Below are 26,619 nucleotides of genomic sequence, written 5' to 3'. Positions count from 1 at the left end.
ATGGCAATTTCGCCAAACACTACGCGCCTAGAATCGATCTGTCCATCGTGCGCCGGCCGTGGCGCATCCCCTTCCCTTCGGAGCGTTCGCATGACCCTGCATATCGGCCTTCTCGTGTTTCCGGGCGTCCAGCAACTCGATCTCACCGGCCCGCACGACGTATTCGCGTCGTTGCCCGACGTGACCGTCCATCTGGTCTGGAAATCGCGCGACACCGTCGCGTCGAGCAGCGGCCTCGCGCTCGCGCCGACCTGCACGTTCGACGATTGCCCGCCGCTCGACGTGATCTGCGTGCCCGGCGGGATCGGCATCAACGACCTGCTGCTCGATGCCGAAACGATCGCGTTCGTGCAGCAGCGCGCAGCCGCCGCGCGCTACGTGACGTCGGTCTGCACGGGTGCGCTGCTGCTCGGCGTGGCCGGCCTGCTGCGCGGCCGCCGCGCGACGACGCACTGGGCATTTCATTCGCTGCTCGCGCCGCTCGGGGCGGTGCCCGTGCGCGAGCGCGTGGTGCGCGACGGCAACCTGATCACCGGCGGCGGCGTGACGGCCGGCATCGACTTCGCGTTGACGATCGCCGCCGAACTCGTCGGCGACGAAGAGGCGCAGTCGATCCAGCTGGCGCTCGAATACGCGCCCGCGCCGCCGTTCGATGCGGGCTCGCCGGATACCGCGCCGGCGTCGGTGCTGAAGCGCGTGACCGAGCGCTCGGCGGCAGGGCTGGAGAAGCGCAGGCAGACGATCGACGCGGCGTTGCGCGCGATGTCGCGCTGAAGACGGGCACACGAAAACCGAAGGGTGGGCGAGCCGCACGGCCACGCAGCCTGCCCGACCTCCGTAGCGCATCGACGGACCGGACCTACCGATGAACATCATCCGCAGCACCACATTCACCGCGCAATGCCCGTGGGGCGCGCTGGACGTCGCGAACCTGAACGGCATCACGGTCCGCCTGCACTGGACCGATCGGCCATACCATTGGCATGTGAACGACGGCGAGGAAGTTTTCGCGGTGCTCGACGGCCGCGTCGAGATGCGTTACCGCGCAGCAGGCATCGAGCACGCGACGGTGCTCGAAACGGGAGACGTATTTCACGCGACGATCGGCACCGAACACGTCGCACACCCGCTCGGCGAAGCGCGCATCCTCGTGATCGAGACCGAGGGCAGCGACTGACGACGGGCCTCAGCCCGAGATGGTGCCCGTCCCCTGCGACGGGATCAGCTTCGGCTGCGGCGTGCACAGGCACTGGCACAGGTCGTGTTCGAGCGCGACGACCTTGCCCATCACGGTCATCGTCCGCTCGCCGCCGTCGGACACGATCACGCCCTGGGTCTTGCACGCGGCGCAGAACACCGGCGCGCCGAGATAGGCGAGTTCGCGGCCGTCGAACGACGAATTGGCGATTCCGTCGAGCACGACACCGCCATGGTCGGTCGTGTCGCCCTTCAGGATGAATTTGCGGCTCATGCTTCGGCTCTCCCTCGGAAACGCCGCGCAGCGCGGCGTCGGGCCGCGCGCGGGCAGTCGGTATCCGCCCGTCGGTCGCGGGCGTTTCGCGAGGATATCACCGCGCAGCCGATCGTCGAATGCACGTCGTTCAGCGCGGCGTTCGCACTGTCTCTATGCACCGACACCGTGTCGTGCGCGCCGAAGCACTTCATGGAAATCGACTGGATGCGCGAGCGGATGGTCACGATCGACGTGAAGGAGTCGATCCCGGCCTTGTCGGCCGGCGTGCGCACGCGGCGCAATGCGCTGAACACGATCGCGTGCGACTACCGGATTCACTGCTTCGTCGAAGCCGTGCGCCGGCACGATCGCACGACGCGGCCAGGGCGATAGCGACGCGCTCAAACGAACAACGCGACGCAAAGCGCGGCGCCGCACAGATACGTGCCGAGCGCGCCGATGAAACGCAGGGGGTTCGGCTTGCCCATCGTCGGCCACGCAAGCAGTCCGATCACGAGCAGACAGCGGCACGCGGTTGCCGCGACGATCAACGAGACGATCGCGCGCGACGGGTCGTGTGCGCCGAAATAGAGAAACAGCACCGCGAGAAACGGCGCGTATTCGGCCGTGTTGCCGTGCGCGCGCACGATCTTGTGCAACCCGTCGGTCGGATCGGACGCACACCCGGAACCGGTGGTGTGCCGGAAGCGCGTAACGGACACGGTCAGGCCGAGCCCGAACAGCAGCAATCCCAGGATCGTCGTGCAAACGAGCGCGACGGGATGGATCGACATGGCACCCCCGGTGAGAGCGGTCACGCGCCGCACATCCGCCGATCGTACCTGCAGCCGGTGCACCCGGCTATCGCGGAAACCCGTACCGTCTTCACGCACCGGCCACGGAGAGGATCGGACCCGAATTGCGATCGATACGGCGGCAATGCACAAACCCGGTGCGTGAGCGGCCGGTGCGGCCTGCCGCCGTCGCGCGTGGCGTGCCAGCGGTACGCGCAAACGTTACTCCACGGCGACACATGCCACCGCACCGCAACGCCGATGCCGCATGTCACGGGCATGTGCGTTGCGTCGACGCATCTCGGTATTGAACCGCCCTTGGCAGCCCGCTGCGGAGGACTACACTAATCCTTAATGAGGTGCGGCCGGAGCCTGCGCCTTCAGGGAGACGCCGCCATGAATCGGCCGCTGAATCGCATCCTGCCGCGTGTGACCGGGAGTGCCTCGGTCTGGACGTGGATCAAGTGGTCCTTGCTGGCCGCGCTGGTGATCGCGATCGCGATCATCGCGCGACTCGTGATGACCGAGATCGAGACGTCGCGCCTGCAGGCGCACTATCTGTCCGAGCTCACCCGAGACGTCGGCTACACCCTCGAGGCCGGCGCAAGCGACCACATCCGCTTCCCCGCCAACGGGCCGTACGACCAGCGCCTCGGCTACTCGATGATTCCCGCGTTCCAGCAGCATCTGCTCGCGCGCGGCTTCGTCGTCGGCAAGCAGGCGCGCGATTCGCAACGCATGCTGTCGCTCGCCGATCACGGCCTGTTCCTGCCTTACGAAGAGAAAGACCAGGCCGGGCTGATGCTGTTCGATTCGACCGGCGCGCCGCTGTTCGCGACCGTGTTCCCGCAGCGCGTCTACGCCGACTTCGACACGGTGCCGCGCGTGATCGCGGATTCGTTGCTGTTCATCGAGGATCGCTACCTGCTCGACGCGAACCAGCCGAACCGCAACCCGGCGATCGACTGGGGACGCTTCAGCCGCGCGCTCGCCGACCAGGCGATGCACGTCGTCAACCATCACCAGGCGCGTCCGGGCGGCAGCACGCTCGCGACGCAGATCGAGAAGTTCCGCCATTCGCCCGACGGCCGCACCGCGACGCCGCCGGAGAAGCTGCGACAGATCGCGTCCGCGTCGGTCCTCGCGTACCTGAACGGTCCGCAGACGATGCTCGCGCGGCGCGCGATCCTGGTGCGCTACCTGAACTCGGTGCCGCTCGCCGCGCGGCCGCACGTCGGTGAAATCACCGGCATCGGCGACGGTCTCGCCGCGTGGTACGGCCGCGACTTCAACGACGTGAACCGGATTCTGTCCGCGCCGACGAGCGGCGACAACGTCGACGAACAGGGCAAGACGTTCCGCGAGGTGCTGTCGCTGATCATCGCGCAGCGCGCGCCATCGTACTTCCTGAATCGCGGCTATCCGGCGCTGCAGAAGCTGACCGACAGCTATCTGCGGCTCCTGTCGAACGGCGGCGTGATCTCGCCCGCGCTGCGCGATGCGGCGCTCGCCGCGCAGATCGAGCGCAGCGCGCCGCCGGCCGCCGCGCACGTGCAGTCGTTCGTGTCGCGCAAGGCCATATCGTCCGCGCGCGCGTCGCTGCTGTCGGCACTGGGGATCAGCGACCTGTACCAGCTCGACCAGCTCGACCTCGAAGCAACCAGCACGCTCGACAACGGCGTGCAGCAGGCGGTCGCCGAACGGCTCGCGCAGGCGTCGACCCGCGACGGCGCGCAGGCCGCCGGCCTGTACGGCTTCGAGATGCTCGCCCCGAAGGACGACCCGTCGCACCTCACGTACAGCTTCACGCTGTACGAGCACCGCAACGGCGCGAACATGCTGCGCGTGCAGACCGACAGCGTGAACCAGCCGTTCGACGTGAACCGCGGCGGCCGCATCAACCTCGGCTCGACCGCGAAGCTGCGCACGCTGATCACCTACCTGCAGATCGTCTCCGACCTGCATGCGCGCTACGGCGACCTGTCGAACGCGCAACTCGCGAAGGTGAAGCCCGACCCGATCGACGGGCTGTCGCGCTGGGCGCTCGATTACCTGTCGCATACGCGCGATCGCTCGCTGCAGGCGATGCTCGACGCGGCGGTCGAACGCAAGTACTCGGCGAGCCCCGACGTGTTCTACACGGGAGGCGGCGCGCAGGTGTTCTCGAACTTCGAGAAGTCGGACAACGGCCGCATCCTGACGCTGCATGCGGCGTTCGAGCACTCGGTCAACCTCGTGTTCGTGCGGCTGATGCGCGACATCGTCCATTACGAGATGCTGCAGGCAGCCGGCCCGTCGTCGTCGTGGCTCGGCGATCCGGAGCAGCGCAAGCATTACCTCGAGCAGTTCGTCGACGGCGAAAGCAAGGTCTACGTGAAGCGCTACTACACGCGCTATGCGGGCAAGGCGCCCGACGACGCGCTCGCGCTGATGCTGCAGGACGTGCGCAAGTCGCCGCCGAAGATCGCGACGGTGCTGCGCAGCGTCGCGCCGAACGAATCGCTCGCGTGGTTCAGCGCGCAGATGCGCGCGCATCTGAAGGGCACGCCGGCCGCGACGCTTTCGGACGACGATCTCGCCGCGCTCTACGCGAAGTACGCGATCGAGCGGTTCAACCTCAACGATCGCGGCTATATCGCGAGCGTCCACCCGCTCGCGCTGTGGACGCTCAACTATCTGCGCGCGCACCCGAACGCGCCGCTCGGCGAAGTTCAGCGCGAAAGCCGCGATGCGCGCTTCTACACGTACTCGTGGCTGTACAAGACGCGCTACCACGCGACCCAGGACCGGCGCATTCGCCACATGGTCGAGCTGCGCGCGTACGGGGAGATCACGAAAGCGTGGCGTGCGCTCGGCTACCCGTTCGCGGAAGTCACGCCGTCATACGCGGCCGCGATCGGCGCATCGGGCGACCAGCCGGACGCGCTCGCGAAACTGATCGGCCTGATCGCGAACGGCGGCCAGAAAGCGCCGACCGAGACGATCACGCGCCTCGACTTCGCGAAGGGCACGCCGTACGAAACGCGCTTCGTGCGCGCGGTCGCGCAGCCGCAGCCGATGCTGTCACCGGAGATCGTCAACGTGGCGCGCACGCTGCTGCGCGACGTCGTGCTCAACGGCACCGCGCGGCGTCTCGCGGGCGGCTTCACGCTGCCCGACGGCAAGACGCTCCAGGTGTACGGCAAGACCGGGACGGGCGACCAGCGCTTCAATGTCTACGCGCGCGGCGCGCGGCTGATCGAGTCGCGCAAGGTCAATCGCAGCGGCACGTTCGTGTTCGTGCTCGGCGACCGCTTCTTCGGTGTGCTGACGGCGACCGCGCACGAGCCGTACGCTGCACGCTACGACTTCACGAGCGCGATGGCCGTGCAGTTGCTGAAGTCGATGGCGCCGGCGCTCGCGCCGCTGATCGAGCGTCCCGTCACGGCCGGCACGCGCACGACGGGCCCGGCGCCGCAGGCGGAAACGCCGGCGCCGCAGGCCGCGCCGGTCGAGCCGTCCTGACGGCGGCGCGCGCGTCGGCGATGTCTCGGCCGGACACCATTGGCGCGGCCGATTCAAGCGCGTACAGTAGCGCGCACCGCGTCGCGCGCATTGTGCGACAGCGCCCGCCCCACTCACGCCGACCACGAGGAAAACCGCCATGCTCGAACTGCGCCCCGGCTGCGAATGCTGCGACAAGGACCTGCCGCCCGATTCGCCGGACGCACGCATTTGCACCTTCGAATGCACGTTCTGCGCGACCTGCGCGGACGACGTGCTGAAGGGCCGCTGCCCGAACTGCGGCGGCGATCTGGTGGTGCGGCCGCGCCGCCCGGCGAGCCTGCTCGCGAAATATCCGGCGTCGACGCAACGCGTGCTGAAACCTGGCGGCTGCGCGAACCACTGAAGGCCCGCACCGCCCTCCCCGTCAAGACATCTCGATCCGCGCGCGCGTCACCGCGAGCAGCGACGCCATCGCGCGGCGCGCGCCGTCCTCGTCGCGCACGCGAATCGCATCGCTGACGGCCACGTGCTCCGTGAGCGACGCGTTGAACACATGCGCCCGGCGCGCGTTCAGATGCAGCTGTGCCTCGAGCGTCCGATCGATCAGTGCGCCGAGCGGCACCAGCAGCTCGTTGCCGCCGGCCTCCAGCACGCTCAGGTGAAAGCGCAGGTCCGCGCGCACCCATTCGTCTATGTTGCGGGCGGCGGCCATCGCGCGCACCGCGTCCTCGATCGCGTCAAAGGCGCCCGGCCCGTGCGCGCGCGCGGCCAGCGCGGCCGCATGCGGCTCGATCATCTCGCGCATCTCCTGCAGCTTCAGCGCGAACGCGAGCGGCGGCGCGACGCGCGCGTACCAGTCGAGCAGGTCGGCGTCGAGCAGGTTCCATGCGCGGCGCGGCCGCACGCGCGTGCCGACCTTCGGCCGCGATTCGACCAGCCCCTTCGACGTCAGCGTGCGCAGCGCCTCGCGCATCACCGTGCGGCTCACACCGAACATCTCCATCAGGTCCGGCTCCCGCGGCAGCAGCGACTCGGGCGGATAGTCGCCGCGCAGGATCGCCGTCGCCAGCCGGAAGGCCGTCTGTCCATGCAGGTCGCGTTGAATGATCGTTCTCCGGTGGCCGGGTGCGCGGGCGGCTGCCCACTATCTGCACAATAGTGCTATTAATACTATTTTTTATCGGGCTACGCTAGGATAACCGTCACGCATTCGACCGGCGCCGCATCTGCACGTCCGCGCCGGTCAACCCTGGAGACTCGCGACATGAAAATCACCCGCCTCGAAACCTTCGTCGTCCCGCCGCGCTGGCTGTTCCTCAAGATCGAAACCGACGAAGGGATTGTCGGCTGGGGCGAACCGGTCGTCGAGGGCCGCGCGCACACGGTCGAAGCCGCCGTGCACGAACTCGCCGACTATCTGGTCGGCAAGGATCCGCTGCTGATCGAGGATCACTGGCAGGTGATGTACCGCGCCGGCTTCTACCGCGGCGGCCCGATCACGATGAGCGCGATCGCGGGTGTCGACCAGGCGTTGTGGGACATCAAGGGCAAGCATCACGGCGTGCCCGTGCACGCGCTGCTCGGCGGCCAGGTGCGCGACCGCATCAAGGTGTATTCGTGGATCGGCGGCGACCGACCGAGCGACGTCGCGAACAACGCGCGCGCGGTGGTCGAGCGCGGCTTCAAGGCCGTGAAGATGAACGGCTCCGAGGAGTTGCAGATTGTCGACACGTACGACAAGGTCGAGCAGGTGATCGCGAACGTCGCGGCGGTGCGCGACGCGGTCGGCCCGCACGTCGGGATCGGCGTCGACTTCCACGGCCGCGTGCACAAGCCGATGGCGAAGGTGCTCGCGAAGGAGCTCGATCCGTACAAGCTGATGTTCATCGAGGAGCCGGTGCTGTCGGAAAACGCCGAGGCGCTGCGCGACATCGTCAACCAGACCAACACGCCGATCGCGCTCGGCGAGCGGCTCTACTCGCGCTGGGATTTCAAGCACATCCTCGCGGGCGGCTACGTCGACATCATCCAGCCCGATGCGTCGCACGCGGGTGGCATCACCGAGTGCCGCAAGATCGCGACGCTCGCGGAAAGCTACGACGTCGCGCTCGCGCTGCACTGCCCGCTCGGCCCGATCGCGCTGGCCGCGTGCCTGCAGCTCGATGCAGTCAGCTACAACGCGTTCATCCAGGAACAGAGCCTCGGCATCCACTACAACCAGGGCAACGACCTGCTCGACTACCTGCGCAACCCCGAGGTATTCCGCTACGAAGACGGCTTCGTCGCGATCCCGCAGGGCCCGGGGCTCGGCATCGACGTCAATGAGGAGAAAGTGCGCGAGATGGCGAAGACGGGACATCGCTGGCGCAACCCGGTGTGGCGTCACGCGGACGGCAGCGTCGCCGAGTGGTGATGAGGGCGTGAGATGAGGTGCGTTGCGCGGCGCGCATGCCGCGCACGGCTTCGAGACGGCCGCCCGACAGGCGGCCGTTTGTGCATCTGACGCACGCGACGCGCGGGCATCCGGCCCGGCACCGCGCCGCCCCGGCCGTCAGCCGAGCGCCGCGAACCCCGGTACGCTGAACGACAGCACGGCGGCCGCGACGAATACGCCGACCATCGTCAGCGCCTCGAGGTGCAGGATGTTGCGGAACGTGTGCGCGTCTTCGGTCGACGCGGTACGGCGCAGGCGCGGCAGCGCGGAGAAGCGGTTCAACCCGCCGAGCACGAGCGCGAGCGCGACGAGCAGCAGCTTGAGCAACAGCACGCGCCCCCACGTGCTGCCGTCGAGCGGCGCGAGCGAGCCGCCGAGCCCGCGCAGCGCGTTGAGCACGCCCGTGCCGAGCACGAACACGACCGCGATCGCCGACGTGCGCGACAGTTGCTGGCCGATCCGGATCAGCGCGCCGCGCGCGACCGACGAGCCGAGCACCGGCAGCACCGCGAGCCCGCCCGCGAGCACGAGGCCGCCCCACACCGCGGTGGCGAGCAGGTGCAGCGTCTGCACGCCGACCGCCGCGGACAGCGGGCCGGTATCGGCCGCATGGCCGAGCGACGCCTTGCCGGCCGCGACCACGATCACCGCGAACCACAGCACCGCGTGCGCGACCGGGCCCTCCGGCTTCGCCAGCGCGACGATCGCGAGCACGACGGCGCCGGCGAACGCGACGCTCCATGCGAAGCCCGTGTGCGTCTGCGCGAGCATGACGGGAATCGCGGCGAACGCGCCGCCGAGCCCCGCGCCGCTCATCGACGCGGCTTCGTACACCAGCCAGCCGAGATCGGCGAGCACGAGCGCCAGCGCCGCCGCGACCAGCGAATGTTGCGCGCGCAGCCACGCGGGATGCGACGGCGCGACGACCGGCCGCGCGCCGTCCTTGCCGAGCCACGCCTTGAGCAGCGCCGAGCCGACGGCCATCGCGAACGTCGCGTCCATCAATGCCGCCAACGCGACCTGCCCGATCCACAAGCTGTCGATCCTCATCGCGCGCGCCCTCCCGGGAACGGCCGGCCTGCGGTGCGGCGGCAAATGGAATGACAGCGGGAAGACGGCAACGGCATGGTAGGGAACGTCATCGATGAATCCGGAAACGGGAGAAATGACTGGGTCTGCGGCGAAGGCGGCGCCGCGCGACCCGCGAGTGTAGGTCTTCGATGGTCAAAGCGCACGCCGGTTCACACAACCCGCGCACAAAGCGCGTCAAATTGTCGCAAGTCGCAATCAGGCAGGAACCGATGTCCTTTTGCCAAATAGCCGTCATTACCCATCGATGATAGAATGCCGCGTCGCAGCAGCCCGGCTGTCCTGCCGTCCATGCGCCGAGCCGATCGTAGCCCGGACAGGTCCCCGACGAATAAACATGGAGTCTCGTGTGTCTTCAAGACGCCTCTTCCGTCCGTTGCTTGCCGTTCTCCTGATCGGTGGCGCGGGCCTTACGAGCGCTGCCCAAGCGCAGACCAAGCCCACGGAGCAAGCGCACGCCCAGCAGGCGCCGCTCAAGGCACCCGATACCATGGCCGAGCGTGTGCGCGGCTGTACCGCATGCCACGGCGTTCACGGCCAGGGTACGGACAACGACTATTTCCCGCGGCTTGCCGGCAAGCCGGCGGAGTACCTGTACAACCAGCTCGTCAACTTCCGTGATGGCCGGCGCAAGTACCCGCCGATGAACTATCTGCTGACGTACCTGAACGACGATTACCTGAAAGAGATCGCCGAGCACTTCTCGGCCGAGCGCCCGCCGTACCCGACGCCGGCCAAGCCGACGCTGCCGGCTGCCACGCTCGCGCGCGGCAAACAGCTCGTCACGCAAGGCGATCCGTCGCGCAAGCTGCCGGCCTGCGTGGCCTGCCACGGCGCGGGCCTGACCGGCATGCAGCCGGCGATCCCGGGCCTCGTCGGCCTGCACGCCGATTACCTGAGCGCACAGCTCGGCGCATGGCGCTCGGGCAACCGCCACGCGAAGGCACCGGATTGCATGCACGAAATCGCGTCGAAGCTGTCGGACGAAGACGTGACGGCCGTGACCGCATGGCTCGCCGCGCAACCGGCGCCCGCCAACCCCGTGCCGGCCCCGGCGCGTTCGATGAAGACTCCGCTCGCCTGCGGCAGCGAACCGCAATAAGGCAAGGGAGACAGACACAATGAAACGCAAGTCCCTGTTTGCACTCTCGGCCGTCGCGATCGTCGCGGCTGCCGCCCTCGTGCCGGTCCTGTGGCCGGGCAACGACACGCTGCACGGCAACGCTGCCGTCGCGGCCACGCCGGCCGACCAGGCCGCGCTGATCAAGAAGGGCGAATACCTCGCGCGCGTCGGCGACTGTATCGCGTGCCACACCGTGCGCGGCGGCAAGTCGTTCGCGGGCGGCCTGCCGATGGCGACGCCGTTCGGCACGATGTACACGCCGAACATCACGCCGGACGACAAGGACGGTATCGGCAAGTGGACGTCGGACGACTTCTACCGCGCGATGCACACCGGCCGTTCGAAGGACGGCAGCCTGCTCTACCCGGGCTTCCCGTTCGCGAGCTACACGAAGGTCACGCGCGCCGACTCGGACGCGATCTACGCGTACCTGCGCTCGGTCCCGCCGGTCTCGGTGCCGAGCCGTCCGCATGAACTGAAGTTCCCGTTCAACAACCGCAACCTGCTGATCGGCTGGCGCACGCTGTTCTTCAAGGAAGGCGAATACAAGCCGGATCCGACCAAGTCGGTCGAATGGAACCGCGGCGCGTACCTCGTCGAAGGCCTCGGCCACTGCTCGATGTGCCACACGTCGATCAACATGATGGGCGGCCCGGTGAGCTCGGCGGCCTTCGCGGGCGGCCTGATCCCGCTGCAGAACTGGTATGCGCCGTCACTGACGAACGACAAGGAACTCGGCCTCGGCGACTGGCACGTGCAGGAGCTGTCGGACCTGCTGCAGGCCGGCGTGTCGAACAAGGGTGCGGTGTTCGGCCCGATGGCCGACGTCGTTCACAACAGCCTGCAGTACATGAGCGACGAAGATACGCGCGCGATGTCGACGTACCTGAAGTCGATCCCGCAGAAGGCTGAAGCGCCGAAGAACATGCAGTACGAGCCGTCGAAGCAATTCGGCAACGCGCTGTTCGACCAGGGCAAGAAGATCTACGCGGACAACTGCGCGACCTGCCACGCCGAAACCGGCGCGGGCAAGCCGCCGGCGTATCCGCCGCTCGCGGGCAACCATTCGATCGTGATGGAATCGGCAGTCAACCCGATCCGCATGGTGCTGAATGGCGGCTATCCGCCGAGCACGTTCAAGAATCCGCGCCCCTACGGGATGCCGCCGTTCGCGCAGTCGCTGTCGAACCAGGAAGTCGCAGCCGTTGTAACGTATATCCGGATGTCCTGGGGCAACAACGGTACGCCGATCTCGCCGCAACAGGTGAGTGACCTGCGTTCCGCGCCCCTTTGCTTTTTGCGACGCCAGTCCCCGCGCGGGCCGCGCGAGGCGTCGCCGATCATAAAACTCAAGAGTGGTATCTATGTCTTTCGAATCTCTCGGCCTGGCCGAACCGCTCGTCAGGGCAGTCAACGAGCTCGGCTACACGTCGCCGACTCCCATCCAGCAGCAGGCGATCCCGGCCGTCCTCGGCGGCGGCGACCTGCTCGCCGGCGCACAGACCGGCACAGGCAAGACCGCCGGTTTCACGCTGCCGATCCTGCAGCGCCTGCACACGTTCTACGCCGAGCATCGCGGCGCGAAGCGCGCGGTGCGTGCGCTGATCCTCACGCCGACGCGCGAACTCGCCGCCCAGGTCGAGGAAAGCGTGCGCGCGTACAGCAAGTACCTGAAGCTGCGCTCGACCGTGATGTTCGGCGGCGTCAGCATCAATCCTCAGATCGATGCGCTCAAGCGCGGCGTCGACATCGTCGTCGCGACGCCGGGCCGTCTGCTCGACCACATGCAGCAGAAGACGATCGACCTGTCGGATCTCGACATCCTCGTGCTCGACGAAGCCGACCGGATGCTCGACATGGGCTTCATCCACGACATCAAGCGCGTGCTCGCGAAGCTGCCGCCGCAACGCCAGAACCTGCTGTTCTCGGCCACCTTCTCCGACGAGATCAAGTCGCTCGCCGACAGCCTGCTCGATTCGCCGGCACTGATCGAGGTCGCGCGCCGCAATACCACCGCCGAAAGCATCGCGCAGAAGATCCACCCGGTCGACCGCGATCGCAAGCGCGAGTTGCTCACGCACCTGATCCGCGAACACAACTGGTTCCAGGTGCTCGTGTTCACGCGCACCAAGCATGGTGCGAACCGGCTCGCGGAACAGCTGACGAAGGACGGCATCAGCGCGATGGCGATCCACGGCAACAAGAGCCAGTCGGCCCGCACGCGCGCGCTTGCGGAATTCAAGAACAGCACGCTGCAGGTGCTGGTCGCGACCGACATCGCCGCACGCGGGATCGACATCGACCAGCTGCCGCACGTCGTCAACTTCGACCTGCCGAACGTGCCGGAAGATTACGTGCACCGGATCGGCCGCACGGGCCGCGCGGGCGCGACGGGCGAAGCCGTGTCGCTCGTATGCGTCGACGAGAAGCAGCTGCTGCGCGACATCGAGCGGCTGATCAAGCGCGAGATTCCGCAGGAGGTGATCGCGGGCTTCGAACCCGATCCGAACGTGAAGCCGGAGCCGATCCAGCAACGCCGCGGACAGCAGCAGCCGCGCGGCGGTGGTGGTGGCGGCAATCGCCAGCCGCGTGCAGGCGGCTCCGGCCAGCCGGCCGCGAAGCGCGAAGGCAATGCGCAGCCGAAGGCCGCGAAGGCGGCCAAGCCGCGCACGGCCGGCAGCGCGAGCGGCAACGCCGGCGCCGGCGGTCGCCCGTCAGGCGGCAACGGCGCGCGTCCGGCGACCGGCAATGCCGCGCACGCGAACCGCAACCGTTCGTCGCGCAGCGGTCAGCGCGGTCACTGAAGCCGCGCGGCCGCGCGCCGCAGGTGCTCGACCTGGCGCTGCCAGCGCACGAGCACCTCGGCGCGCGCCTCCCCTTCCAGCGCGAACGTGATACCCGTCGCGAGACGCGCATAGCCGACCCGCTGCGCATCGCCATGCGCGATCGTCGCGGCGAACCCGGCCAGTCCGCCGAAGTCTCCTTCGAGCGGCTCGATCCTCAGTTGTGCCTGAAAGAATGCGCCGTCCGCGACGAGCGTCAACGCGGCCGCGCGCCGTTGCGCCAGCGCGCGCGCCGCGCGCGATTGCGGCCATAGCGCAAGCAGCAGCGTGCGTGCGTCGCGTGCATGAATCTCGCCGACGCTGAGCAGCGTCGTGCGCAACTGGCCATCGTCGGTCGCGACGATCAACGATGCGGCGAAGTCGGCATGGCGTTCGAGCGCGGTGCCGTCGAACAGCGCAACGACGGCCGGCGGCCACGCGTCGAACGTCCATTGTTCGAGCGCGTGGCGATGGGTATCGGTCATGATGGCGGCCCCGGTGAGAAGCAGACGATGATGCCGAAGCATACGCGCGCCGCCGGACCGCGCGGCGACATTCAGCGCATGAACACGTGCCGCGTGATCTTCGTCAGCGGATAGTGGACACTCGGCTGGATCTTCGCGGGCAGGTCGAGCGGCTTGAGCAGCATCTTCACGCACATGTCGGCCGACAGGTTGCGACGCACGAGCGAGCTGATGCGCGCAGCGCGCTCGCGGTTGTATTGATTGTCGCCGACACGATCCGGGTAGCGGATCGCGAATACGTGGCGCAGCGCGATCTCGGAATCCTCGTTCTTGATTTCCATCACACGGCGCATCAGCGCGCCGAGCACCGCGAGCCGACCGTTGCCTTCGAGCTTGTTGTACTTCTTGAAGAACTTGAAGAAGTGCTTGTAGTGACGCACTTCGTCCGTGCGGATGTTGTCGGTGATTTCCTTCAGCACCGGCTCGTCCGAGCATTCGTTGATCGCGCGATAGAGCGTGGCCGTGCCCGTCTCGACCACGCAGCGCGCGACCATCTCGAGCGCACGGGTCTTCTCGAACGCGTCGACCGAGCAGGTCTTCGAATACTCGGCGAAGAAATTCGCGAAAGCGGTATCCCAGTCGAACTCGGGCCACACGTGCGCGATGTACGCCTTCAGCGCGCGCCCGTGCTGCAGTTCCTCGTGCTCCCACGCATTGTTGAGCCACGCGGACACTTCCGGATCGTCGTTGAAGAACTCGCTCAGGTTGCTCGTGTAGAGATCCGAGCCGCTTTCGATGAACGACGACGCGCACAGCAACAGCAGCAGATCCTCATTCGCGGCGGCGCGCTGACGATCGATCCGGTTCAGGTCGATGTCCTCGATACGCCACGGCATGACATGCGTCGTTTCAGTAGGCATGGTGGTGCGCTCCCAGTCGTCGCGCGGCCGGCCGGCCCCGATCTTCGGCACAGGCCCGGCGCGCCCGCAGGCGACGTTTTGCTTGCATTTTTAGTGAGTTGGTCCGGCCGAACCATTCTGGCATCTTAGCCGGACTTTTATGTTCGTGCTTCAAAGCACTGACCATAGCCGACGGGCGCAGTTCCACCGCGCATGCTGCGGTTCGTTAGATGAGTTGTTCGAACCGGGTGCGCGCGTTCGATGAGATGCGCTGCGTCAAGCAAAACGGGCGGCCATCCGGCCGCCCGTCGAGCGCAAGACCGGAAGCGTTCCGTCAGAAACCGGCCGCGAGACCGTCGCGGCGGCTGTCGCTCGCGGCCACGTAGCCGCGCTCGGGATCGTCGCGATCGAGCCGCCACACGAACTGCCCCGAGCCGAAATCCATGTAAGGATCGTCGATCGATTTGATTGTATGACCGCGCGCGGCGAGCGCATCGACCGTCTCGCGATTCATCGTCGACTCGACGTCGAGCGTGAAGTCGCGATTGACCTTCCAGCGCGGCGCGTCGCAGGCGGCCTGCGGCTGCTGCCCGTAGCCCAGCATCCGCACGACGGTCTGCAGGTGGCCCTGCGGCTGCATGTCGCCGCCCATTACGCCGAAACTCATCGCCGCCTCGGTGCGGCCATCGACTTCCTCGGTGACGAACGCCGGGATGATCGTATGAAACGGCCGCTTGCCGCCCGCGACCACGTTCGGCGACGCCGGGTCCATCGAGAAGCCGTGCCCGCGGTTCTGCAACGCAATGCCGGTACCCGGCACGACGAGCCCCGAACCGAAACCCATGTAGTTCGACTGAATGAAGCTCACCATCATCCCGCGCTCGTCCGCCGCGGACAGATAGATCGTGCCGCCCGAATGCGGCCGGCCGGCAGCGAAGTGCGTCGCGCGCGCGCGATCGATCAGCTTCGCGCGTTCCGCGAGATACGCGTCGTCGAGCATCTGCGCGGGCGTCACGTCCATCGCGCGCGGATCGGCGACGTAGCGATAGACGTCCGCGAACGCGAGCTTCATCGCCTCGATCTGCAGGTGCTGCGAGTCGGCCGAATCGACCGGCCATTCGGCCACGCCCGCATGTTCGGCGATCCCGAGCGCGATCAGCGCCGCGATGCCCTGCCCGTTCGGCGGAATCTCGTGAATCGTGTGCCGGCCGAAGCGCTTGCCGATCGGCTCGACCCATTCCGGACGGTACGCACGCAGGTCGGCTTCGGTCAGCGCGCCGCCGCCTTCGCGCGCGAATGCCGCGATCTGCCCGGCGAGCGCGCCCTCGTAGAACGCGCGCGGACCGTCCTTCGCGAGGGTGCGCAGCGTCCGCGCGTGGCCCGGCAGGCACATGCGCTCGCCGACGAGCGGCGCGCGCCCGCGCGGCATGAAGGTATCGGCGAAGCCCGGCAGCGCCTGCAGCTCGGGCACCGCGGCCGCCCACTTGTGCGCGACGATCGGCGACACCGAATAGCCGCGCTCGGCGATCTCGATCGCCGGCTCGAGCAGGTCCGCGAACGGCAGCGAACCGAACTTCGCGTGCAGCGCTTCCCAGCCCGCGATCACGCCCGGCACCGTGACGGTGTCCCAGCCGCGCGTCGGCTTGTTCGCGATGCCGCGTGCGTCCTCGCCGTGGCGCTGGCGGAAGTATTCGGGGTTCCACGCGGCCGGCGCGACGCCCGATGCATTCAACCCCGACAGCCGCTCGCCGTCCCACACGAGCGCGAACGCATCGCCTCCGAGCCCGCACGACACGGGCTCGACCACCGTGATCGCGGCCGCCGCGGCCAGCGCCGCATCCACGGCATTGCCGCCCTTCCACAGCATCCGCAGACCGGCCTGCGCCGCGAGCGGGTGCGACGTCGACACGACGTTGCGCGCGAACACCGGAATGCGGGTCGTCGGATACGGGTTGTGCCAGTTGAAGCCAGTCATCGGTTGCACCTCGTCGAAAGCTGAATGAACGCGCCGGACGCACGACCGGTGCGCGCGGACAGTCCGCCATTGCAGCGCGATCCGCGCGATCGCACAAATTCATTTGTCACATGAATACATGTGCTTTACGCATGAATTCCGCACAGTGATATGCCGGAGGCCGGTCGAACGCCCTTCCCGCCCTTACAATACCCGCTCCGCCTCACGACCTGACCGCCGAGCCATGACCCGAGATCCCCGCCTCACCCTCAACGCGCGCCAGCAGGAACTGCTCGAATGGGTGCAGCGTGACGGCTTCGTGACCGTCGACGATCTCGCCGCGCACTTCGCGGTCACGCCGCAGACGATCCGCCGCGACGTGAACTGGCTCGCCGACCTGAACCTGCTGCGCCGCTACCACGGCGGCGCGAGCCTGCCGACCAGCTCGGAGAACGTGTCGTACACCGCGCGCCAGCGGATGTTCCACGACGAGAAGCGGCGCATCGCGGCGCTCGCCGCGTCGCACATACCCGACCAGGCATCGCTGTTCATCAACCTCGGCACCACCACCGAGGAAGTTGCGCGCGCGCTGAACCGCCACCATGGGCTGCACGTGATCACGAACAACCTGAACGTTGCGTCGATGATGAGCGGCTACCCCGACTGCGAGGTGCTGATCACGGGCGGCATCGTGCGGCCGTGGGACAAGGGGATCGTCGGCGAACTCGCGATCGACTTCATCCGCCAGTTCAAGGTCGACTACGCGATCATCGGCACGTCGGCGATCGAGGCCGACGGCACGCTGCGCGACTTCGACACGCGCGAGGTGCGCGTGGCCGAGGCGATCATGCAGCATGCGCGCACGGTCTACCTCGTGGCCGACCATTCGAAGGTCGGCCGGCCCGCGCTGGTGCGCCAGGGCCATCTGAGCCAGGTGCACGCGCTCTTCACCGACAAGCCGCTGCCCCCCGAGATGGCCGATACGGTGGCGGCCGCCGGCACCCAGGTGTACGTCGCGGAATGACCGCACCGATGCTGCACCGCACCCGAAACTTCAAGTGAAATCAAGAAGTTGGCGTCGCAAGCAAACCGCTTGCGCGCGGCCCGGCTGTCAAAGGGAAAATTAACGGGGCACGATTTGTCGTTGCCCGCGCGCTCGACTAGACTCCAGTTCCCCGGCCCGTTCGACCGTTCCGCCTGTGCCAGGGCGCGGACGAATGGCATGGCCGGCGAATACAGCTTTCCCCCCAAGCCATATCCCGATGGGTATCGCGCGTCGGTTTTTACGCCGGCCGCGCGGGCTGACTGGTCGCCATGGAGAGAACGATGCTGAGTCCGCATGAATTCGCCACGCTATTGCTTGTGAAAGACGCCCCCGATCAAACCAACATGGATCGGGACGAGATCGACGCACTGCTCGAACAGCAGCTCGTTCGCCTGGAAGCACTCGGATCGGGGCGCAAATACTGCGTGACCGAAACCGGCGACGCCGCGCTGCGATCCATCAAATACCGCTATTCGTAAAACCACACCGCTCCTGACCTGACCGCGCGGCCCGGATTCCGGGCCGCGCGGCCGTTCCCGCACCCGCCGCCAGCCCGTCGCGGCCTGCTTCAGCCGCCGCGCAACGTCGGATCGACCGCCGCCCGCCAGCTGATGGCCTGCGCACGCGCGCCGTTGAAATACGCGATCCAGCCGGCACGCGCCGCCGCATCAGGCGCCGCATAGCGCGTCGAAAGTTCGTTTACGAACGCACAATAGTTCGCTTCGGTCAGCCCGCGATACCGTTTCGCCACATACGCGTCGTACAGCGTCGCGTAGACCGGCTGCGCGTCCGCGCCCCAGTCGCGCGCCGTGCCGCCGCACGACGTCTGCAGGTCGACGAACGACGGCGTGCGCCAGTTGCCGACGAGCGGCGGCATGCCGGCACTGCACCCCGCCAGAAGGACGGCGCACACGCCGGCCCACATCCCAATACGCATGATTCACCTCGCGAAACGGTCGATTCCGCCAGTATCGTCCGGGATCGTGTCGCGCGCTACTGGCCCCGCTTTTCGAACTTTACTTTTTCGATTTCGTTCGTTAAATTTCGAATTCGAACATTTTCTGTTCATCCATTTCCATCAGACGATAAGGACAGCAGGTGACCCAACCGAATCGCTACGATCTGCTCGTCGTCGGCGGCGGCATCAACGGCGCTGGCATCGCGCGCGATGCGGCCGGCCGCGGCCTGTCGGTCATGCTCTGCGAGCAGGACGATCTCGCATCGCACACGTCGTCGTCCAGCACGAAGCTGATTCACGGCGGCCTGCGCTACCTCGAATACAACGAGTTCGGGCTCGTGCGCAAGGCGCTGCAGGAGCGCGAGACGCTGCTGCGCGCGGCGCCGCACATCATGTGGCCGCTGCGCTTCGTGATGCCGCACATGCCGAACCTGCGTCCGGCCTGGCTGATCCGCATCGGCCTGTTCCTTTACGATCACCTCGCGAAACGCGAACTGCTGCCCGGCTCGCGCGGCATCGACATGCGCCGCCATGCGGCCGGCGCGCCGCTGATCGATTCGATCAAGCGCGGCTTCGTCTATTCGGACGGCTGGGTCGACGACGCGCGCCTCGTCGTGCTGAACGCGATGGATGCGAAGGAGCGCGGCGCCGAGATCCTGACGCGCACGAAGCTGGTGTCAGCCGAACGCCGCGGCGACGAATGGGAAGCGCGGCTGCAGCACGCCGACGGGTCGATCCGCGTCGTGCATGCGCGTGCGATCGCGAACGCGGCCGGCCCGTGGGTCGGCGACGTGCTGCACGGCGCGCTCGGCCGCGGCGCGCAGCACAGCGTGCGGCTCGTGAAGGGCAGCCACATCATCACGCGCCGCCTGTTCGATCACGACCACGCGTACATCTTCCAGAACCCGGACAAGCGGATCATCTTCGCGATTCCGTACGAACACGATTTCACGCTGATCGGCACGACCGACGTCGAATACACGAACGATCCCGCGAAGGTCGCGATCGATCGCGACGAGACGCAGTACCTGTGCGAGTCGATCAACCGCTACTTCAAGCGCAAGATCTCGCCGGCCGACGTGCACTGGACCTACTCGGGCGTGCGCCCGCTGCTGGAAGACGAGAACGCCGCGAACGCATCGGCCGTCACGCGCGACTACCGCCTCGAGCTGGACGACGGCGCGGGCGCCCCGCTGCTGTCGGTGTTCGGCGGCAAGATCACGACGTTCCGCAAGCTCGCGGAAGAAGCCGGCGACATGCTGTGCCGCGCGCTCGGCCGCGACGCGAAGACCTGGACGGCCGGCGTCGCGCTGCCGGGCGGCGACATCGCCGATGCGAAGTTCGACGCGTTCGCCGCGCAGTTCGCGAAGCGCCATCCGTGGCTGCCCGCCGCACTCGCACGCCGCTACGCGCGCGCGTACGGCACGCGCGCGGAACGCGTGGTCGAGGGCGCGACGTCGCTCGCCGACCTCGGCGCCGAGATCGCGCCGGGCATCCACGATGCCGAACTGCGCTACCTGCGCGACGCCGAATGGGCGACCTGCGCGCAGGACGTGCTGTGGCGCCGCTCCAAGCTCGGCCTGCACGTCGCGCCGGGCACGCTCGACGCAGTGACGGCCGCGGTCGACGCGTGGTTCGCCGCCGTACATGCGCCGCACGCATGATTCGTTTGCAGTTGCATTTGCCTGACCGATGTTGATTCACCGACGCGCCGCGTAACATGCGGCGCGCATCACAACTACGCCAATCCACGGATGGAGATGAGAGACATGCAGGATCAGTACATCCTCGCGCTTGACCAGGGCACGACGAGCTCCCGCGCGATGCTGTTCGATCGCCAGGGCAACATCGTATCGATCGCCCAGAAGGAATTCGAACAGATCTACCCGCAACCCGGCTGGGTCGAGCACGACCCGCAGGAAATCTGGTCGACGCAAGCGGGCGTCGCCGCCGAAGCGGTCACGCGCACGGGCCTGAACGGCACGTCGATCGCCGCGATCGGGATCACCAACCAGCGCGAGACGACGATCGTCTGGGATCGCGAGACGGGCCAGCCCGTCTACAACGCGATCGTGTGGCAGGACCGCCGCACCGCCGACTTCTGCGATGCGCTGAAGAAGCAGGGCCTCGAAGCCAAGGTACGCGCGAAGACCGGCCTGCCGATCGACTCGTACTTCTCCGCGACCAAGATCCGCTGGATCCTCGACAACGTGCCGGGTGCGCGCGACAAGGCGCGCCAGGGCAAGCTCGCGTTCGGCACCGTCGACAGCTGGCTCGTGTGGAACTTCACGAAGCACGAACTGCACGTGACCGACGTGACCAACGCATCGCGCACGATGCTGTTCAACATCCACACGCGCGAGTGGGACAGCGAGCTGCTGGAACTGCTCGACATCCCGCGCAGCATGCTGCCGGAAGTGAAGGCGTCGTCGGAAATCTACGGCCATACGAAAACCACGGTGTTCGCGTCGAAGATCCCGCTCGCGGGCATCGCCGGCGACCAGCACGCGGCGCTGTTCGGCCAGATGTGCACGACGTCGGGCATGGTGAAGAACACCTACGGCACCGGCTGCTTCCTGATGATGAACACCGGCGACAAGCCGATCGAGTCGAAGAACAACCTCGTCACGACGATCGCCTGGCAGATCGGCGACGACGTGCAGTACGCGCTCGAAGGCAGCATCTTCATCGCGGGCGCGGTCGTGCAGTGGCTGCGCGACGGCGTCGGCATCATCAAGTCGGCCGCCGAGATCGAAGCGCTCGCCGCGAGCGTGCCGCATACCGACGGCGTCTATCTCGTGCCGGCGTTCGCGGGCCTCGGCGCGCCGCACTGGAACGCACGGGCGCGCGGTTCGGTGTTCGGCGTCACGCGCGGCACGACGTCCGCTCACCTCGCGCGCGCGGCGCTCGACGCGATCGCTTACCAGTCGCTCGACGTGCTGGCCGCGATGGAAGCCGACTCCGGCATCAGCATCGGCGAGCTGCGCGTCGACGGCGGCGCGAGCGCGAACAATCTGCTGATGCAGTTCCAGGCCGACCTGCTCGGCGTCGACGCGGTGCGACCGCAGATCACCGAGACGACCGCGCTCGGCGCGGCCTACCTCGCGGGCCTCGCGATCGGCTACTGGAAGAACCTCGACGAAGTGCGCAGCCAGTGGCAGCTCGATCGCCGCTTCTCCCCGTCGATGCCGAAGGAGCAGGTCGAGCGCTGCATGGCCGGCTGGCAACGCGCGGTGCGCGCCGCCAAGGCGTGGGCCGACGACACGCAGTAACCCGCGGCAACCAGAAGCAATCCGAACGAATTAAAACAACACCGGCGGACCGCGCGACGCGCGAGTCCGCCGCGACATACGAGAGACAAGCATGTCACCTTATATTGCAGAATTCATCGGCACGGCGATCCTCGTGCTGCTCGGCAACGGCGCGGTCGCCAACGTGCTGCTTGCCAAGACCAAGGGCAAGGGCGCGGACCTGATCGTGATCGTGTGGGGCTGGGCGATGGCCGTATTCGTCGCCGTCTACGTGACCGCGTCGTTCAGCGGCGCGCACCTGAACCCGATCGTGACGATCAGCCTCGCGCTCGCGGGCAAGTTCGCGTGGTCGAAAGTCGGCGGCTACATTCTCGCGCAGATGCTCGGCGGGATGGCGGGCGCACTGCTCGTGTGGCTCGCGTATCGCCAGCACTTCGCGAAGGAAGCCGATGCGGACCTGAAGCTCGCGGTGTTCTGCACGGCGCCCGCGATTCGCAGCGTCCGGCACAACGTGCTGACCGAGGCGATCTGCACGTTCGTGCTGATCCTAGGCGTGCTGTATCTCGCATCGCCGCAGGTCGGCCTCGGCGCACTCGACGCGCTGCCCGTCGGCCTGCTCGTGCTCGGCATCGGCATCTCCCTCGGCGGCCCGACCGGCTATGCGATGAGCCCCGCGCGCGACCTCGCGCCGCGCCTCATGCATGCGCTGCTGCCGATTCCCGGCAAGCGCGACAGCGACTGGCGCTATGCGTGGATCCCGGTGGTCGGCCCGCTGATCGGCGGCTCGCTCGCAGCCGTGCTCTATCTGCAACTGCACGTGCCGCACTGACGCGGCCCGTCCATCGACGAAGCAACACAGCCCGCGTGCCGGAAGGCCGCGGGCTGTTTTTCATTGCACGTTCCGCCTACCCGCAGGCCGACGCCGGCAACAGCGATTTCAGCTTCAGGTTCGCGTCGGCGACCACCGCGGGCACCACCGCGGCGCCGCGTTCGACCAGCATCCTCGCCAGCTTCATCTCCTTGACGAATCCTGACGCGCGGCCGAAACCGCTCGCTGCGACGAGCAGTCCGCCCGCGTCGAAATGAAAGTGGATTTCCGCATCGTCGCCGAGCACGCGCGCAACCGACCGTTCACCGAGCGCCGGCTCCCCTGCCACCTGCAACTGCGCATCGTATTGATCCGACCAGAACCATGCCATCGCTCGATACGGTTCGTCGGCGCCGAGCATGTTGCGCGCGGCGGCGCGTGCCTGGGTCTCGGCGCCGTGCCATGTCTCCTGCCGGACCGATCGCCCCGACAACGCACTCGGAAACACCGCGACGTCGCCGGCCGCATAGATGCCGCGCGCCGACGTCTCGAGCCGAGCGTTCACGACGATGCCGCGATCGACCGCGAGGCCCGCGTCGCGCGCCAGCTCGTCAGCCGGTTCGATGCCGATGCCGGCCACGACCGTATCGGCAATCAGCGTGTCGCCGTCGTCGAGCACGACTGCCAGCGCGCCGCCCGGGGTCCGCTCGATCGCAACGGGTTTCCGGTTCACGCGGATCGCCACGCCCTGCTCCTCGTGAAGCGCCTGCACGCGCGCCGCGATCGTCTCCGGCACCGCGCGTCCGAGCAGGCGCGGCGCGGCGTCGACCACGGTCACGCGGCAGCCGCGCAGCCGCGCCGACGCCGCGACTTCGAGACCGATGAAGCCGCCGCCGATCAGCACGATCCGTGCGTCGGGCACGAGCCGCGTGCCGAGTGCCGCCGCGTCGTCGAGCGTACGCAATGCAAACACGCCGTCGAGCGCCGCGCCCGGAATCGCGAGGCGGCGCGCGCGAGCGCCGGTCGCGAGCAGCAGCGCGTCGTAGAAGAACACCCGGTCGCCGGATACGCGCACTTCGCGTGCGTGCGGATCGATGCGCTCGACCGTCGCGACGATCAGCTCGATGCCGTCGGCCGCCCATGCGTCCGGATCGCGCAACCGGCACTGCGCCGCGCTGCGCTCGCCCGTCAGCACGCCCTTCGACAACGGCGGCCGCTCGTACGGCAGGTGCGACTCCGCGCCGATCAGCACGATGCGCCCGTGCCAGCCGGACTCGCGCAGCACCTGCGCCGCGCGGCCGCCCGCATGGCTCGCACCGACGATCGCCATCACACGGTGGTTCGTCATCGCATCACACCTCGATCAGGACGCGACCGCCCTCGATCTTCGCACGGTACGTGCGCAGCTTCTCGCATGCGGGCGCGGACAGCGGCCGGCCGTCGCGCACATCGAAGCGGCCGTTGTGCTTCGGGCATTCGATCACGTGGTCGATCACAAGCCCGTCCGCGAGATGCACGTTCTCGTGCGTGCACAGGCCGTCGCTTGCATAAACCTGGCCATCGATCCGGTAGATCGCGTATGTGTGGCCTGCGTGATCGAAGCGCGCGACGTCCTCGTCGTCGATGTCGTCGAGCGCGCCGGTGTCGATCCATTGCGTCATGATGCGTGTCTCCTTGTTTGGGTTGTTCGATGTCGATCACGCGTGCGCCGCGTCCGGCACCGGCCGCACGACGTAATGGGACGGGTCGCGCGTCTGCCGGACCAGCGCCGGCACGATCTCCGCATACGCGGCGAGCGTGCTGCGGTACGGCGGCGGCATGTCGGCCTTCACGGCCTCGTGCAGCTTCGGCAGCGCGTGGAACGGCACCATCGGGAACATGTGGTGCTCGACGTGGTAGTTCATGTTCCAGTACAGGAAGCGGAACACCGGATTCATCATCACGGTGCGGCAATTGCGCCGGTGATCGAGCACGTTCTCGGGCATGCCTGCGTGCTGCGTGAGGCCGAAGTACAGGTACAGCCACGCGCCGTAGAGGCTCGGCAAGCCGATGTAGAGCAGCGGCAGGAGCGTGTGCCAGTACAGCGACGCACCGGCCACGAGCGCATAGACCGCCATATGGATGCGCGCCTCGCGCACGACCTTCGGCCATTCCGACTCGGGCACGTAGGTGCGCTCCTCGTCGTCAAGCCGGCCAGTGAACGCGGCCGCAATCATCTTGCGCAGTTCGCCGGCCACATGCTTCAGCGCGACGACGTTCAGCGCGAGCGCGAGCCAGTCGGTCGGCTTCGGCGCGGCGATTTCCGGATCGCGCCCGACGACCAGCGTGTCGGTGTGATGGCGCGCATGGCTCCAGCGCCACGCCGTCGCGCGGCGGAACACCTGGAACGACGCGACCTGGTACAGCGCGTCGTTCATCCAGCGCGTGCGAAACGCAGTGCCGTGCCCGCATTCGTGCCAGCGCGAGTCGGCCGGGCTGCAGTAGAGCGTGCCGTACACGAAGAACGCCGGGATCGCCCACGCCGAATGCGCGCGCCAGGCCAGCCACGCGAGCACGCCGCTGGCCGCGATCGCCGCATACCAGATCAGCGTGTCGCGGATCGCACGCGCGTCGCTGCGCTGCATCAACTGCTTCATCAGCGGCCGCGGCATCGCGCACCGGTACCACTCGGCGTTGACGAGACCCGCCGCGTGCGCGCGCTCGCCGGCGCCGCCGATCATTCGGTATTCCTGACGGCGCGCCGCCGTGCGATCGCGCGCCTGGTCGTCGGTATGGGCCACTCGTGTCTCCTGGTTTGCCTGTGCGCGGGAAGCGCTGCAAGCGCGTCCCCCATGGAACCAAAATTAGGCGACCGGCCGCCCCCGCTCAATCGAAACGTTGACGAAATTTCGCCATCGTTTTAGCGTTCCTGGCAGCGCCACGCACCCGATGATGGCGACCACGACGTTGGAGACGACCATGGCAGGTGAATCCGGGCCGCGCTGGCGCAAGCGCACCGCGCGCTTCGACGAGATCGCGGCGCTCGCGGGCGTCAGCACGACCACCGTCGACCGCGTGCTGAACGAGCGCGGCAGCGTGTCGGCGCAGGCGCGCGAGCGCGTGGTCGCGGCGGCGCGGCAGCTCGGCGTGCCGCGGCAACTGCCCGACACGCGGCACGGGCTGATCCACGTCGACGTGCTGCTGCCGGACACCGACGCGCCGTTCTTCCGGCGGCTGCAGCAGGCGCTGCAGCGCTCGCTGCAGATGCTCGACCGGCGCGTGGTCGTGCACCGGACGATCCTGCCCGCCGCGGACGACGAACGCGCCGCCGCTCTGATCGAACGGCCCGCATACCGGCGCGCGGCGCTGATCATCACGGCACGCGACACCGCCCGCGTGCGCGATGCACTGGCCGGCGCGATCGCGCGCGGCGAAACTGTCGTTACGATGGTCACCGACATCGGCGGCATCGATCGCGTGCACTACGCGGGCATCGACAACTACCGCGCCGGGCGCACGGCCGGCTACTACGTCGGCCGCCTGGCGGCACGCCCCGGCCGCGTGCTGCTGCTCGGCGGCCGCATGGGCTACCGCGCGCATGCCGACCGGATGGCCGGCTGCCGGGACCAGCTCGCCGACGCGTTCGCCACGCTGCGCTGCGACGGCGAGCCGGTCGAGACGCTCGACCAGGACGACCGCTGCTACCGCGCGGTGACGAAGGCACTGCAGGCACACGACGACGTGGTCGCGATCTACAACAGCGGCGCCGGCTCGGCCGGCATCGAAGCGGCGCTGCGCAAGGCCGGCGCGACCGGCCGCGTGGTCTGGATCGGGCACGAGATGCTCGACGAGCACCGCACCTTCATCGACGCCGGCGCGATGGATCTCGCGATCGACCAGGATCCGGACGGACAGGCGATTTCCGCGCTGCAGCACGTGTTACATGCATGCGGGATCGTCGAACAGCCGCCGCCGGGCGACCCGGTCGAATTCCGCGTGTTCTGTGCAGCGAACGTGAGGACGAGCGCCTACCTGCAGCCTTGAATGGCGCCGCGCATCG

Annotated in this window: 25 protein-coding genes and 1 pseudogene; 15 read left to right on the top strand and 11 right to left on the bottom strand. The window is 67.9% G+C overall.

The features are described 5' to 3' along the window. Window positions 1–90 precede the first annotated feature (90 nt). Window positions 91–774, top strand: coding sequence for a DJ-1/PfpI family protein (locus tag DIE11_RS02780; protein WP_124621372.1), 684 nt, complete (start codon window positions 91–93; stop codon window positions 772–774). Between the two features lie 91 nt (window positions 775–865). Continuing rightward, window positions 866–1,177, top strand: a complete 312-nt coding sequence (locus DIE11_RS02775) for a cupin (RefSeq protein ID WP_124621370.1) — start codon at window positions 866–868, stop codon at window positions 1,175–1,177. 9 nt (window positions 1,178–1,186) lie between these two features. On the opposite strand, the gene DIE11_RS02770 is transcribed toward DIE11_RS02775, so the two are convergent. Next, window positions 1,187–1,471 carry a PAAR domain-containing protein gene (locus DIE11_RS02770; protein ID WP_011657840.1) on the bottom strand — a complete coding sequence of 95 codons (285 nt, stop codon included), beginning with the start codon at window positions 1,469–1,471 and terminating at the stop codon, window positions 1,187–1,189. A gap of 192 nt (window positions 1,472–1,663) precedes the next feature. On the opposite strand from DIE11_RS02770, the gene DIE11_RS02765 reads away from it, so the two are divergent. Then, complete coding sequence (locus DIE11_RS02765; RefSeq protein ID WP_260437063.1) at window positions 1,664–1,846, top strand: hypothetical protein; 183 nt, start codon at window positions 1,664–1,666, stop codon at window positions 1,844–1,846. An 8-nt stretch (window positions 1,847–1,854) separates the two neighbouring features. Here DIE11_RS02765 and DIE11_RS02760 read toward each other — a convergent pair whose 3' ends face one another. After that, window positions 1,855–2,247, bottom strand: coding sequence for an MAPEG family protein (locus tag DIE11_RS02760; RefSeq protein WP_059607575.1), 393 nt, complete (start codon window positions 2,245–2,247; stop codon window positions 1,855–1,857). 396 nt (window positions 2,248–2,643) lie between these two features. On the opposite strand from DIE11_RS02760, the gene DIE11_RS02755 reads away from it, so the two are divergent. Together DIE11_RS02755 and DIE11_RS02750 are read left to right on the top strand one after the other, a co-directional pair. Then, window positions 2,644–5,751 carry a biosynthetic peptidoglycan transglycosylase gene (locus tag DIE11_RS02755; RefSeq protein WP_124621368.1) on the top strand — a complete coding sequence of 1,036 codons (3,108 nt, stop codon included), beginning with the start codon at window positions 2,644–2,646 and terminating at the stop codon, window positions 5,749–5,751. A 139-nt stretch (window positions 5,752–5,890) separates the two neighbouring features. Continuing rightward, window positions 5,891–6,136 (top strand): DUF1272 domain-containing protein, encoded by a 246-nt coding sequence (locus DIE11_RS02750; RefSeq protein WP_059528077.1) that lies wholly within the window; start codon window positions 5,891–5,893, stop codon window positions 6,134–6,136. Between the two features lie 21 nt (window positions 6,137–6,157). On the opposite strand, the gene DIE11_RS02745 is transcribed toward DIE11_RS02750, so the two are convergent. After that, window positions 6,158–6,841, bottom strand: coding sequence for a FadR/GntR family transcriptional regulator (locus DIE11_RS02745; RefSeq protein ID WP_124621366.1), 684 nt, complete (start codon window positions 6,839–6,841; stop codon window positions 6,158–6,160). Window positions 6,842–6,997: 156 nt separating this feature from the next. Here DIE11_RS02745 and dgoD point away from each other — a divergent pair, with 156 nt between their 5' ends. Beyond that, the gene (gene dgoD / locus DIE11_RS02740; protein ID WP_040144789.1) at window positions 6,998–8,146 is read left to right on the top strand and encodes a galactonate dehydratase; all 1,149 of its coding nucleotides are present in this window, start codon (window positions 6,998–7,000) and stop codon (window positions 8,144–8,146) included. 138 nt (window positions 8,147–8,284) lie between these two features. On the opposite strand, the gene DIE11_RS02735 is transcribed toward dgoD, so the two are convergent. Beyond that, window positions 8,285–9,217 carry a CopD family protein gene (locus tag DIE11_RS02735; protein ID WP_059607583.1) on the bottom strand — a complete coding sequence of 311 codons (933 nt, stop codon included), beginning with the start codon at window positions 9,215–9,217 and terminating at the stop codon, window positions 8,285–8,287. A gap of 376 nt (window positions 9,218–9,593) precedes the next feature. On the opposite strand from DIE11_RS02735, the gene DIE11_RS02730 reads away from it, so the two are divergent. From DIE11_RS02730 to DIE11_RS02720, 3 genes and pseudogenes are all read left to right on the top strand, one after another. Beyond that, on the top strand, window positions 9,594–10,358 hold the full coding sequence (locus DIE11_RS02730) for a c-type cytochrome (RefSeq protein ID WP_059528087.1): 765 nt from the start codon (window positions 9,594–9,596) through the stop codon (window positions 10,356–10,358). Between the two features lie 19 nt (window positions 10,359–10,377). Then, a pseudogene (locus DIE11_RS02725) lies at window positions 10,378–11,670 on the top strand (c-type cytochrome); the annotation flags it as partial. Window positions 11,671–11,743: 73 nt separating this feature from the next. Beyond that, window positions 11,744–13,183, top strand: coding sequence for a DEAD/DEAH box helicase (locus DIE11_RS02720; RefSeq protein WP_124621363.1), 1,440 nt, complete (start codon window positions 11,744–11,746; stop codon window positions 13,181–13,183). Here DIE11_RS02720 and DIE11_RS02715 read toward each other — a convergent pair. From DIE11_RS02715 to DIE11_RS02705, 3 genes are all read right to left on the bottom strand, one after another. Then, window positions 13,177–13,686, bottom strand: coding sequence for a hypothetical protein (locus tag DIE11_RS02715; protein ID WP_124621361.1), 510 nt, complete (start codon window positions 13,684–13,686; stop codon window positions 13,177–13,179). The two genes, DIE11_RS02720 and DIE11_RS02715, sit on opposite strands and share 7 nt — an antisense overlap. Window positions 13,687–13,757: 71 nt before the next feature. Continuing rightward, window positions 13,758–14,585 (bottom strand): ferritin-like domain-containing protein, encoded by an 828-nt coding sequence (locus DIE11_RS02710; RefSeq protein ID WP_059684382.1) that lies wholly within the window; start codon window positions 14,583–14,585, stop codon window positions 13,758–13,760. A gap of 313 nt (window positions 14,586–14,898) precedes the next feature. Next, window positions 14,899–16,539: a gamma-glutamyltransferase family protein gene (locus tag DIE11_RS02705; RefSeq protein WP_124621359.1), complete on the bottom strand. Its 1,641-nt coding sequence runs from the start codon at window positions 16,537–16,539 to the stop codon at window positions 14,899–14,901. Window positions 16,540–16,762: 223 nt separating this feature from the next. Here DIE11_RS02705 and DIE11_RS02700 point away from each other — a divergent pair, with 223 nt between their 5' ends. Both DIE11_RS02700 and DIE11_RS02690 read left to right on the top strand, forming a co-directional pair. Beyond that, window positions 16,763–17,542 (top strand): DeoR/GlpR family DNA-binding transcription regulator, encoded by a 780-nt coding sequence (locus DIE11_RS02700; protein WP_040141834.1) that lies wholly within the window; start codon window positions 16,763–16,765, stop codon window positions 17,540–17,542. 302 nt (window positions 17,543–17,844) lie between these two features. Next, window positions 17,845–18,042, top strand: a complete 198-nt coding sequence (locus DIE11_RS02690; protein ID WP_059607743.1) for a hypothetical protein — start codon at window positions 17,845–17,847, stop codon at window positions 18,040–18,042. 89 nt (window positions 18,043–18,131) lie between these two features. Here the strand turns inward: DIE11_RS02690 and DIE11_RS02685 are convergent, their stop codons facing one another. Further along, a complete protein-coding gene (locus DIE11_RS02685) occupies window positions 18,132–18,500 on the bottom strand; it encodes a hypothetical protein (protein WP_124621357.1) in 369 nt (122 codons plus the stop codon). A gap of 161 nt (window positions 18,501–18,661) precedes the next feature. Here DIE11_RS02685 and glpD point away from each other — a divergent pair, with 161 nt between their 5' ends. The 3 genes from glpD (at window position 18,662) to DIE11_RS02670 (ending at window position 22,601) form a co-directional block, all read left to right on the top strand. Then, a complete protein-coding gene (glpD, locus tag DIE11_RS02680) occupies window positions 18,662–20,185 on the top strand; it encodes a glycerol-3-phosphate dehydrogenase (protein ID WP_124621355.1) in 1,524 nt (507 codons plus the stop codon). A gap of 105 nt (window positions 20,186–20,290) precedes the next feature. Further along, a complete protein-coding gene (gene glpK, locus DIE11_RS02675; RefSeq protein WP_124621353.1) occupies window positions 20,291–21,793 on the top strand; it encodes a glycerol kinase GlpK in 1,503 nt (500 codons plus the stop codon). A gap of 91 nt (window positions 21,794–21,884) precedes the next feature. Next, a complete protein-coding gene (locus DIE11_RS02670; protein ID WP_034178959.1) occupies window positions 21,885–22,601 on the top strand; it encodes an MIP/aquaporin family protein in 717 nt (238 codons plus the stop codon). 76 nt (window positions 22,602–22,677) lie between these two features. Here DIE11_RS02670 and DIE11_RS02665 read toward each other — a convergent pair whose 3' ends face one another. Genes DIE11_RS02665 through DIE11_RS02655 form a run of 3 tightly spaced genes read right to left on the bottom strand, consistent with a single transcriptional unit; the run spans window position 22,678 to window position 25,360 of the window. Next, on the bottom strand, window positions 22,678–23,928 hold the full coding sequence (locus tag DIE11_RS02665) for an NAD(P)/FAD-dependent oxidoreductase (protein WP_124621351.1): 1,251 nt from the start codon (window positions 23,926–23,928) through the stop codon (window positions 22,678–22,680). 4 nt (window positions 23,929–23,932) lie between these two features. Continuing rightward, the gene (locus DIE11_RS02660) at window positions 23,933–24,241 is read right to left on the bottom strand and encodes a non-heme iron oxygenase ferredoxin subunit (RefSeq protein ID WP_124621349.1); all 309 of its coding nucleotides are present in this window, start codon (window positions 24,239–24,241) and stop codon (window positions 23,933–23,935) included. 36 nt (window positions 24,242–24,277) lie between these two features. Next, the gene (locus tag DIE11_RS02655; RefSeq protein ID WP_124621347.1) at window positions 24,278–25,360 is read right to left on the bottom strand and encodes a fatty acid desaturase family protein; all 1,083 of its coding nucleotides are present in this window, start codon (window positions 25,358–25,360) and stop codon (window positions 24,278–24,280) included. 178 nt (window positions 25,361–25,538) lie between these two features. On the opposite strand from DIE11_RS02655, the gene DIE11_RS02650 reads away from it, so the two are divergent. After that, a complete protein-coding gene (locus DIE11_RS02650; protein ID WP_124621345.1) occupies window positions 25,539–26,603 on the top strand; it encodes a LacI family DNA-binding transcriptional regulator in 1,065 nt (354 codons plus the stop codon). The last annotated feature ends 16 nt before the right edge of the window (window positions 26,604–26,619 follow it).

Origin of the sequence: Burkholderia sp. Bp9012, from assembly GCF_003853825.1 — a bacterium.
GTDB classification, from domain to species: Bacteria; Pseudomonadota; Gammaproteobacteria; order Burkholderiales; family Burkholderiaceae; genus Burkholderia; species Burkholderia diffusa.
Note: the sequence above shows the minus strand (reverse complement) of the source record. Positions and strands in the feature narration are given on the sequence as shown.

Bases quoted from the DNA above. Each gene is read 5' to 3' on its own strand.
- DIE11_RS02710 (WP_059684382.1), bottom strand. From the start codon at position 14,585: ATGCCTACTGAAACGACGCATGTCATGCCGTGGCGTATCGAGGACATC.
- DIE11_RS02730 (WP_059528087.1), top strand. From the start codon at position 9,594: ATGGAGTCTCGTGTGTCTTCAAGACGCCTCTTCCGTCCGTTGCTTGCC.
- DIE11_RS02750 (WP_059528077.1), top strand. From the start codon at position 5,891: ATGCTCGAACTGCGCCCCGGCTGCGAATGCTGCGACAAGGACCTGCCG.
- DIE11_RS02770 (WP_011657840.1), bottom strand. From the start codon at position 1,471: ATGAGCCGCAAATTCATCCTGAAGGGCGACACGACCGACCATGGCGGT.
- DIE11_RS02765 (WP_260437063.1), top strand. From the start codon at position 1,664: ATGGAAATCGACTGGATGCGCGAGCGGATGGTCACGATCGACGTGAAG.
- DIE11_RS02780 (WP_124621372.1), top strand. From the start codon at position 91: ATGACCCTGCATATCGGCCTTCTCGTGTTTCCGGGCGTCCAGCAACTC.
- DIE11_RS02690 (WP_059607743.1), top strand. From the start codon at position 17,845: ATGCTGAGTCCGCATGAATTCGCCACGCTATTGCTTGTGAAAGACGCC.
- DIE11_RS02700 (WP_040141834.1), top strand. From the start codon at position 16,763: ATGACCCGAGATCCCCGCCTCACCCTCAACGCGCGCCAGCAGGAACTG.
- dgoD (WP_040144789.1), top strand. From the start codon at position 6,998: ATGAAAATCACCCGCCTCGAAACCTTCGTCGTCCCGCCGCGCTGGCTG.
- DIE11_RS02650 (WP_124621345.1), top strand. From the start codon at position 25,539: ATGGCAGGTGAATCCGGGCCGCGCTGGCGCAAGCGCACCGCGCGCTTC.
- DIE11_RS02775 (WP_124621370.1), top strand. From the start codon at position 866: ATGAACATCATCCGCAGCACCACATTCACCGCGCAATGCCCGTGGGGC.
- DIE11_RS02705 (WP_124621359.1), bottom strand. From the start codon at position 16,539: ATGACTGGCTTCAACTGGCACAACCCGTATCCGACGACCCGCATTCCG.
- DIE11_RS02755 (WP_124621368.1), top strand. From the start codon at position 2,644: ATGAATCGGCCGCTGAATCGCATCCTGCCGCGTGTGACCGGGAGTGCC.
- DIE11_RS02735 (WP_059607583.1), bottom strand. From the start codon at position 9,217: ATGAGGATCGACAGCTTGTGGATCGGGCAGGTCGCGTTGGCGGCATTG.
- glpK (WP_124621353.1), top strand. From the start codon at position 20,291: ATGCAGGATCAGTACATCCTCGCGCTTGACCAGGGCACGACGAGCTCC.
- DIE11_RS02720 (WP_124621363.1), top strand. From the start codon at position 11,744: ATGTCTTTCGAATCTCTCGGCCTGGCCGAACCGCTCGTCAGGGCAGTC.
- DIE11_RS02715 (WP_124621361.1), bottom strand. From the start codon at position 13,686: ATGACCGATACCCATCGCCACGCGCTCGAACAATGGACGTTCGACGCG.
- DIE11_RS02660 (WP_124621349.1), bottom strand. From the start codon at position 24,241: ATGACGCAATGGATCGACACCGGCGCGCTCGACGACATCGACGACGAG.
- DIE11_RS02685 (WP_124621357.1), bottom strand. From the start codon at position 18,500: ATGCGTATTGGGATGTGGGCCGGCGTGTGCGCCGTCCTTCTGGCGGGG.
- DIE11_RS02760 (WP_059607575.1), bottom strand. From the start codon at position 2,247: ATGTCGATCCATCCCGTCGCGCTCGTTTGCACGACGATCCTGGGATTG.
- DIE11_RS02670 (WP_034178959.1), top strand. From the start codon at position 21,885: ATGTCACCTTATATTGCAGAATTCATCGGCACGGCGATCCTCGTGCTG.
- DIE11_RS02665 (WP_124621351.1), bottom strand. From the start codon at position 23,928: ATGACGAACCACCGTGTGATGGCGATCGTCGGTGCGAGCCATGCGGGC.